We start from the raw sequence: 6,330 nt of genomic DNA, 5'->3' as shown, positions 1-6,330 counted from the left end.
TTTCTTCACCCGTGGGGGCGGGGGGGGTGGGCGGGGGGGGGGGGCCGGCGGGCGCCGCGCCTCTTGTGCCGAGGGGGGGCCGGGGGCCGGTTTCGCGGCTCCGGACTCATGGCTCCGGTTTCGTAACTCCGGTTCCGTGACTCCGGGTTCATGACTCCGGGCTCATGGCGCGCCTTCGGGGTGCCCGTCGTCCGGGACGCGGCCGAAGGCGGCGACGGGGATTCCTCCAGGGGTGAGGGTCATCGGGCGTCCCCGGCAGGGGTCGTCGCGTCGCCGGACGGGGCGTCGCTGCGCAGGTGCGGGCGGGCCAGCAGCAGGTAGAGCCCGCCGGCCGCGAGCACCGCCACGGCCGAGAGCAGCACGAGGTAGTCGTCGTACCAGGCGGCGTCCGGGGTGCGGCCCCAGCAGATGTTGACGATCGCGGCGAGCCCGTACACCAGCGCGCCGATGTTCACCGCCAGGCCCCAGCGGCCGAGCCGGAAGTCCCCGCTCGGGCGCCAGCCGCGCAGCCGGGCGCGCAGGGCGGCCAGCACCACCATCTGGAAGGCCAGGTAGATGCCGATGCTGGAGAAGGAGATGATCTTCGTCAGGGCGCCCTCGGAGAGCGCCGAGGCGCCGACGATGATCACGCCCGGCACTGCCGCCGCGAGCAGCAGCGCGTACAGCGGCACCCGCAGGCGGTCCGAGACGGTGGCGAGCAGCCGGCTGCCCACGATCATCCGGTCCCGGGCGAAGGAGTACGCCAGCCGGCTCGCCGCCGCCTGGAGGCTCAGCACGCAGGACAGGAACGAGATCAGCACCACGCCGATCACCACCCGGGCGCCGGTGGCGCCGAACGCGTCGTGCAGCACCGAGGCCACCGGGTCCTTGTCGTCGCCGGAGACCACCGCGCCGATGTCCTGGATCGACATCACCAGCGCCAGGCTGACGCCGATCGCCGCCGCGCCGCCGACGTAGAGGGTGCGCCGCATCGACTTGGGGATCTGTCGACCGGGGTTCGGCACCTCCTCGGCGACGTCGCCGCACGCCTCGAAGCCGAAGAAGAGGAAGACCGCGATCAGTCCGGCGGCCAGGAAGGCGTCGGTGTATGAGCCGCCGTCGCCCGCGCCGAAGCGGTCGAAGACCACGCCGAGGCCGTGGTAGCGGTGGGTCAGCAGCAGCCAGGCGCCGACCGCCAGAGCGCCCAGCAGCTCGGCGGCGAAGCCGAACACGGCCGCCGCCGACAGCACCTTGGTGCCGCCCAGGTTGATCACGGTGGCGAGCAGCAGCAGGCCGAGCGCGCACCAGACGGTCGTCGCTGTGCTCGGTTCGACGCCCAGCAGCGCGGCCACGTACGGGCCGGCGCCGTAGGAGACCGCCGCGATGGTGGACATCAGCGCCAGCAGGTACACCCAGCCGGTCAGCCAGCCCCAGGTGCGGCCCCAGAGCCGGCGCGCCCACGGGTACACCCCGCCCGCCACCGGGAACTGGGCGACCACCTCGCTGAACACCAGCGCCACCAGCAACTGGCCGACCCCGGCGATCAGGAAGCTCCACACCATCGGCGGGCCGGCGGTCGCGAGGGAGGAGGCGAAGAGTGTGTACACGCCGACGACCGGGGAGAGGTAGGTGAAGCCGAGGGAGAAGTTCGCCCAGAGGCTCATGTCGCGTTTGAACTCGGAGGTGTAGCCGAGGGCGGCCAGCCGAGCGGCATCGGCATCGGCATCGATGTCGGGGCCCTGAGGGGGGAGGGGGCCGGTCGGGGAGGTGGCACGTGCGCTGGCATCGGTCATGACCTGCTCCTGCTCCTGGGAACGTGGCGTGACGCGTGAGGGCTTACCGGGGGTGGTGCTCGGACCGGGATCGCGGGAAAACATATGAGATCGGGTTTCTAGCGGCAAGGGTGCGTGCCCGACCGGGAGGTACCCTGCCGGGAGCACCCAGTCCGACGGTGATCGAGGAGGGGGCCGGCGTGGCGACGATCGGGAGCACGACCCCGCTGCTCAGCGCCGTCCTCGCGCCATTGACCGACCTCGGCCGCGCCGATGCCGTGGCCCGCCGGATCACCGAGGCGATCGCCCTCGGCCTGGTCGCCGACGGGGACCAACTGCCCAGTGAGAACGACCTCGCCGACCGGCTCGGCGTCGCCAACGGCACCGTCCGCGAGGCGCTCGCCCTGCTCCGCGAGGCCGACCTGATCGAGACCCGGCGCGGCCGCAACGGCGGCAGCTTCGTCCGCACCCCCGGCGAGGGCTCCGAACGCCTCCAACTCGCCCGGCTGCGTGACCTCGCCACCGTCGACCTGCGCGATCTCGGCGACGAGGAACTGGCCGTTTCCGGCACCGCCGCCCGGCTCGCCGCCGAACGCGCCCCCGCCGACCTCGCGCCCCGGCTCACCCGGCTGGTGCACGACCTGCGCGACGCCGCCGGGCCCGCCGAGCAGCGCCGCGCCGACGCCCGCTTCCACATCGAACTCGCCGTCGCCGCCCAGTCCGTGCGCCTCACCCGGCTCGCCGTCCGGCTCCAGGCCGAACTCGGGCCGCTGCTCTGGCTGCCCGCACCGCACGGCCCCGACCAGGAACGGTTCGCCGAGCAGCACCGGGAGATCCTGGTCGCCGTCCTGGCCGGCGACGCGGCCGGGGCCCGGGCCGCCGCCGAGGTGCACACCGTCGCCTGCGTGCACCACCTGGTGCGGGGGCACCTCCAGCTGGCGGGCGACGGCTGATGGCTGACGGACACGGCTGACGGACGACGGCTGACCGGAGGCCCGGATATGACCTGCACTCCTGGATGTATCAGCCCCGTTTTGGCGCGGGAGGCCGGGTGAAGCAGCAGTCGCCGCAGACCCCGGCGCCCGGCCCCACCCGGTAGTACAGGCAGCAGCTCGTCCGTCGGAAGGCTGCGCCGCGCGGGCCGGTCCGCAGCGTCCCGGTGCCGGCCAGCGGCGGGCGCGCGAGCAGCTCCGCGACCAACGCCCGTGCGGGGCCCGGCGCGTGGGCGTCCAGGACTCGCAGCGTACCGGCCAGGGCGGAGGCGGCGTTGCCCGTCAGCAGCCGGGCGGAGAGCGGGACGGCGGACCGCACCGCCGCCGCCAGCGGCTCCAACTGGCCTACCAGGACGGCCTCGTACAGCTGGTCGGCGAGCGGGAGCGGAGTGGGGAGCGAAGCGGGGAACGGGGCGGGGAGCGGGGGCTCCGGCGGCGTCCAGAGGTCGAGCGGCCCCTGATCCGGGATCCGCACCCAGGCGTGCTCCAGCGTCGGGACCGTACCCAACAGGACGGCCGCCCCGAGGCCCACCGACCAGAAGCGGGCGGCCAGTCCGAGGTGCAGGATCGACGCGGCGACCCGGGGCTCGGCGGTGCCGAGCCGCTGCGCCACCACCCGGATCCGCCGGGCCAGCGGCGCGTCCGGCCCGGTGCCGTACAGCTCGGGCAGCGGCCGGAAGCCCGGGGGCGGTCCCGCGCCGGGTTCGGCGGGGGTGTCGAGCGCGAAGTACGGGCCGACGGCGGCGAGTCGGCCGTAGTCGGGGCGGCCGACGTTCCCGGTGCCGTCGGCGGGGCGGTCGACGGGCATCGGGCGGGCCTCCAGGGCGTTCAGGGCGCTCGGGTGATCGGTGTGATCGGTGCGTTCGGGCGCGCGGAGGAACGGTACCGCGCCGTCGGGGTGGCGGCCGGTGAGCGCGCCACCCCGACGGGCGCGGCCGGGGTCAGCGTCCCCGGCCGCCGCCGCGGGCGCCGCGCGGGCGGGTGAGCGTGAAGCGGTCGACGGGGACGAGGTCTCCGTACGGGCCGCTGACGGAGTAGTAGGTGACGTCGATGGTGGTCCGGCCGCCGCGCTCGCCCGGGTCGACCTCGAAGGCGGCGAAGCCGTACGGGTTGTCGGCGTCGCGGAAGGCGGACCAGGGGGCGTCCTCGATCACGTACTGCGGGGGCCGCTTGCCGGTGGCCGGGTCGACGGCGCCGACGCCGGTGATGACGCGGGCCTTGGCGGGCTCGAAGAAGAGGCCGTTGGAGGGGGCGGAGGTGCCGCCGCCGCCGATCACCATGTGAACGGTGCCCCGGGTGGTGTCGATGGTCCGGGTGTCGGTGGCGACCGGGATGGGGGTGCGGGTGTCGGTCTGCTGCTGGCCGCGGATCGGGTGCGAGCGCTCGTAGTGGTGCTCGTGGCCGCAGACCACCAGGTCGACGCCGTACTTGTCGAACAGCGGCACCCAGGTCTCGCGGATGCCGAGGTCGGCGCCGTTGAACTTGTCGGCGGTGGAGATGACGACCTGGTGCATGCAGACCACGATCCAGTCGATCTCGGGGTTCGCGTTGGCGGCGGCCAACTCCCGTTCCAGCCAGCGCTGTTGGGCGCCCCCGGAGTAGCCGTGGACGTAGGAGTCGCCGGCGTCCTGGTAGGCGACGTCGTCGTTGTTGAGGCTGATGACGCGGACCGCGCCGGCGGTGAACGCGTACCAGAGGCCGTGCAGTTCGTCGTCGGAGCCGGACGGGGGGAGGTCGAAGTAGGCCTGGTAGGCGCCGTAGCCGGTCGGGCCGTTGCCGCGCTCGTTCTCGTGGTTGCCGGCGGCGGGCATCCAGGGGCGGTGGCGGGCGGAGCGGCTGTTGTTCTCGAACCAGTCGGACCAGGTGCGGACCCGGTCGGTGGCGAGGTTGGCGTAGCAGAGGTCCCCGTTGACGAGGTGGAACAGCGGGGCGATCCGCTCGACTCCGGCGGTGGTGTCGCCGGCGGCGGGGCTGCCCAGGTTGTCGTTGGCGTAGCCGTTCGCGGTCTTCTTGCCGAGGGTGGGGGTGCCCTGGTCGCCGAAGCTGGTGAAGGTGAAGGCGGCCCGGCCGCGCGGGGCGGTGCGGACGGTGCCGAGCTCCGGGGTGGCGCCGTCGTGGACGGCGGCGTACACGTAGTCCGTGTCGGGGTGCAGGCCGCTCAGCCGGGCGTGGTGGATCTGGACCTCGGTGCCGGACTTGGCGTCCCGGTAGGTGCTGGTGTCGGCCTGCACGCTGCGGCCCAAGTCGCCGTTCGAAGTGCCGTACCGGACACGGGGGTTGCCGACCGAGGCGGTGGTGTGCCAGGAGACCACGACCTCGCGCGAGGCGTCCGAGCCGAACTGGAGGTGCAGCCCGGCGACACGCGGGGCGCCGGAGCGGTCCGGCCGCTCCAGCAGCAGCGGGGAGGCGGCGGCGGGCGTGGCCGCGATGCCGGAGAGGGAGACGGCGCCGCCGAGACCGAGACCGGTGGCACCGGCCAGGATCCCGCGGCGGCTGACGGGGGGATGTCCACTGGAAGCGTTCATGGCCGCCAGCCTCACCGGGCGTCGGTGAACCGCGCCGGGCCCGTGACGTGAACTTCCCGCCCGCCGGGCTCGTGACGTGAACCTCCCGTCCGTCGGGCCCGTGACGTGAACTTCCCGCCCGCCGAGCTCGTGACGTGAACTTCCCACCCACCGGGCCGCATTGGTGGCGGGCGGGGCCGGCGGTCCGGACGGGCGTGGCAGACTGCCTGCCGTGACGAGTACGAACGGTGTGACGAGTGCGAACGGTGAGTGCCCGCGGATCATCCGTACGCTGATCGCGGACGACCAGGAGGGCGTCCGGCGCGGCGTCCGGCGGATCCTGGCGGCGCAGCCGGACATCGAGGTGGTGGGGGAGGCCGCCGACGGGCTGGCCGCGCTGGAACTGGCGGCCGAACTGCGCCCGGACGTCGCGCTGGTGGACATCCGGATGCCGCGGATGGACGGACTGGAGCTGACCCGGCGGTTGGCCGGGCCGGGGGTGGCGGAGCCGGTGCGGGTGGTGGTGCTGACCACCTTCGACCTGGACGAGTACGTGTACCCGGCGCTGCGGCACGGTGCGTCCGGGTTCCTGCTGAAGCGCTCGGGGCCGGCGCTGCTCGTCGAGGCGGTGCGGGCGGCGGCGGACGGGGAGAGCCTGATCAGTCCGTCGGTCACGGTACGGCTGCTGCGGCAGGTGACGGCGCCGCGCCGTCCGGAGCCCCGCTCGGCGCCGGTGGTGCCGTTGACCGAGCGGGAGATGGAGATCGCCGGTCACGTGGCGGCGGGCCGGACGAACGCGGACATCGCCGCCGAACTGTTCATCTCGCCGGGCACGGTGAAGACGCACGTCGCGAGCGTCCAGCGCAAGCTCGGGGTGGCGAACCGGGTCGGCATCGCCGTCCACGCCTGGGAGATGGGCTACCCGGTGCCGCAGTGACGGGCACCGCGGCGACGGGCCCCTGCCGCGACGGACGCGTCCACGGAGCCGAGGGGGGGGGCCGTGGTCGCGGGGGACCAACCATGCGGGGGGGGGCGCCCGGCCAGGGTCTTATAAACAACTGAAGCTGCCCGCGACAAAACAAG

General features: G+C 74.1%; 5 protein-coding genes. 2 read left to right on the top strand and 3 right to left on the bottom strand.

From position 1 onward, the window contains the following. Window positions 1–239: 239 nt before the first annotated feature. The gene (locus ACFV6D_RS31280) at window positions 240–1,772 is read right to left on the bottom strand and encodes an APC family permease (protein ID WP_380429643.1); all 1,533 of its coding nucleotides are present in this window, start codon (window positions 1,770–1,772) and stop codon (window positions 240–242) included. 179 nt (window positions 1,773–1,951) lie between these two features. Between ACFV6D_RS31280 and ACFV6D_RS31275 the strand changes: the two genes are divergently transcribed. After that, complete coding sequence (locus ACFV6D_RS31275; RefSeq protein WP_363371043.1) at window positions 1,952–2,704, top strand: FCD domain-containing protein; 753 nt, start codon at window positions 1,952–1,954, stop codon at window positions 2,702–2,704. Between the two features lie 70 nt (window positions 2,705–2,774). Here the strand turns inward: ACFV6D_RS31275 and ACFV6D_RS31270 are convergent, their stop codons facing one another. Both ACFV6D_RS31270 and ACFV6D_RS31265 read right to left on the bottom strand, forming a co-directional pair. After that, entirely contained in the window at window positions 2,775–3,551 is a 777-nt protein-coding gene (locus tag ACFV6D_RS31270; protein WP_380562129.1) for a (2Fe-2S)-binding protein, read from the bottom strand. Window positions 3,552–3,684: 133 nt separating this feature from the next. Further along, on the bottom strand, window positions 3,685–5,268 hold the full coding sequence (locus ACFV6D_RS31265) for a purple acid phosphatase family protein (RefSeq protein WP_380429637.1): 1,584 nt from the start codon (window positions 5,266–5,268) through the stop codon (window positions 3,685–3,687). A gap of 211 nt (window positions 5,269–5,479) precedes the next feature. Here ACFV6D_RS31265 and ACFV6D_RS31260 point away from each other — a divergent pair, with 211 nt between their 5' ends. Next, window positions 5,480–6,184 (top strand): response regulator transcription factor, encoded by a 705-nt coding sequence (locus tag ACFV6D_RS31260; protein WP_279634945.1) that lies wholly within the window; start codon window positions 5,480–5,482, stop codon window positions 6,182–6,184. Window positions 6,185–6,330: the final 146 nt, after the last annotated feature.

The sequence above is a fragment of the Kitasatospora sp. NPDC059812 genome (assembly GCF_042732075.1).
In the GTDB taxonomy this organism is placed as follows: Bacteria; Actinomycetota; Actinomycetes; order Streptomycetales; family Streptomycetaceae; genus Kitasatospora.
This window is presented reverse-complemented; position numbering and strand designations above follow the sequence as displayed.

What these genes read in the sequence shown, in the direction of transcription:
- ACFV6D_RS31265 (WP_380429637.1), bottom strand. Translation starts at nt 5,268, where the DNA reads ATGAACGCTTCCAGTGGACATCCCCCCGTCAGCCGCCGCGGGATCCTG.
- ACFV6D_RS31270 (WP_380562129.1), bottom strand. Translation starts at nt 3,551, where the DNA reads ATGCCCGTCGACCGCCCCGCCGACGGCACCGGGAACGTCGGCCGCCCC.
- ACFV6D_RS31280 (WP_380429643.1), bottom strand. Translation starts at nt 1,772, where the DNA reads ATGACCGATGCCAGCGCACGTGCCACCTCCCCGACCGGCCCCCTCCCC.